The sequence below is a fragment of the Streptomyces murinus genome, assembly GCF_002154555.1.
In the GTDB taxonomy this organism is placed as follows: domain Bacteria; phylum Actinomycetota; class Actinomycetes; order Streptomycetales; family Streptomycetaceae; genus Streptomyces; species Streptomyces murinus.
Genome location: NZ_MUNF01000505.1, coordinates 1 through 1,606, shown reverse-complemented (window position 1 = coordinate 1,606; position 1,606 = coordinate 1). Strand labels below are relative to the sequence as shown.

2 protein-coding genes are annotated in these 1,606 nt (G+C 72.2%); one reads left to right on the top strand and one right to left on the bottom strand.

The window, feature by feature from the left end; translation table 11 throughout:
• Positions 1-999 (top strand): type IV secretory system conjugative DNA transfer family protein (locus CCN72_RS27935; RefSeq protein WP_244174500.1); only part of this gene is annotated, 999 nt, incomplete at its 5' end.
• A 47-nt stretch (positions 1,000-1,046) separates the two neighbouring features.
• Here CCN72_RS27935 and CCN72_RS27930 read toward each other — a convergent pair.
• Positions 1,047-1,568, bottom strand: coding sequence for a GNAT family N-acetyltransferase (locus CCN72_RS27930; RefSeq protein WP_208638117.1), 522 nt, complete (start codon positions 1,566-1,568; stop codon positions 1,047-1,049).
• Between the last annotated feature and the right edge of the window lie 38 nt (positions 1,569-1,606).

The window sequence follows — 1,606 nt, the reverse complement described above, 5'->3', positions numbered from 1 at the left end:
CCGCCCGCCGAGGCCCCGTTGGCCCAGCCCCCGGTGACAGGGGGGCCGGTGGGCGGGCGGGAGAAGATCCTCATCGCGCCGCCGGACACCCGCCGTACGGCCGCCGCACAGGCCGTACGGGACGCGGCGGGGCCCACCCTCGTCGTCACTTCGAACCCGTCCCTGTGGGCCGATACCAAGGACGCCAGGGCCAAGCTGGGCCCCACCCACCTCTACGACCCGACCCATCGCTGTGACACCCCGGCCCGCCTCCACTGGTCCCCCACGGCCGGCTGCGCGGACAAGCAGACCGCGCTCCAGCGGGCGACCGCGCTGCTCGCTCCGGTGCGGCCCACCGCCCGTATCGACCAGGCCGTGGTGGACACGGCGACCACCCTCCTGCGCAGCTATCTGCACGCCGCCGCACTGGAGAACCGCACCGTCCGTCATGTCCACCGCTGGTCCCAGGGCACCCAGGTACAGGACGCCGTACGCACCCTGCGCACCCATCCCAAGGCCGCCTCGGGAGCCGCCGGTGAGCTGGAGGCCGCCCTCACCGCGCATCCCGAACGGCGGGACATCGCCCAGGAGTTGACCGGCAGGGCGCTCGCCGCGCTCTCCACGGTCAACATCCGCGAGGCATGCACCCCAAACCGAACTGATGCGCTCGCCTTGGATTCCTTCGCCGATGAAGGGGGCACGCTTTACGTAGTCGGTGAATCCATCGAGGACCCGAGGAGCACGCCCGGCGCGATGCCCCTCCTGACGGCCCTCGTCTCCAGCGTGGTCGAGCACGGCCGGCACATGGCCGCACGGTCATCCTCCGGTCGGCTCGACCCACCACTGACGCTGGTCCTGGACGACATCGCCGCCGTCGCCCCCTTCCCCCAACTCCCGGACCTGCTGGCCACCGGGGACGCACAGGGCCTGCCGACGCTCGCCCTCTTCCGCTCCCGCGAACAGGCCCGCGCCCGCTGGCCGCACCAGGAACTGCCGGGCCTGCCCGGACTCCCGGTCTGACGGGTCAGCGGGCCAACGGGCTGACGACCCAGCGGTCTTATAGCGATCTAGCGGTCCAGGACGAACTCCAGCTCGTTCTGCGCCGCGTCCTTCACGAACGGCACCCGCACCCCGCTCGGCCGGAACCCCGCCTTGCGATAGGCGCCCTGGGCCCGCTCGTTGTCCTCGTGCACCAGCAGCCGCACCCGCTCGGCGCCACGCCCCCACGCCCAGCTCACACCCGCGTCGAACATGGCCTTGATCAGCCCGTTCCCCCGGTGCTCGGGCCGCACATACACGCCGACGACATGCCCCTGACGGCGCTCGACCGGGAAACCGGCCCAGTCCTCGGTGCCGGCCTCCTCGATCAGCACGGTCAGCGAACCGGCCCATGACCCGTCGGGCAGCTCGGCGATGAACTGCTGCGCCGTCGCCGACCCCTCGCCCGAACCGGCCGCGAAGGCCGACCTCTTCTGGCAGGACCGCGCGGCCGGATCCCGCAGCGCGTCCAGCCGCAGGCCCCTCACCTTCTCCCATTCCGCGGGGCGTATGGCTCGTACGACGTAGTCTCCGCTGGTCACCCTGGTCATGCCCGCAACCGTAGTGCTGCGGCAGGCGCTCGGCATCC

What these genes read in the sequence shown, in the direction of transcription:
- CCN72_RS27930 (WP_208638117.1), bottom strand. Translation starts at nt 1,568, where the DNA reads ATGACCAGGGTGACCAGCGGAGACTACGTCGTACGAGCCATACGCCCC.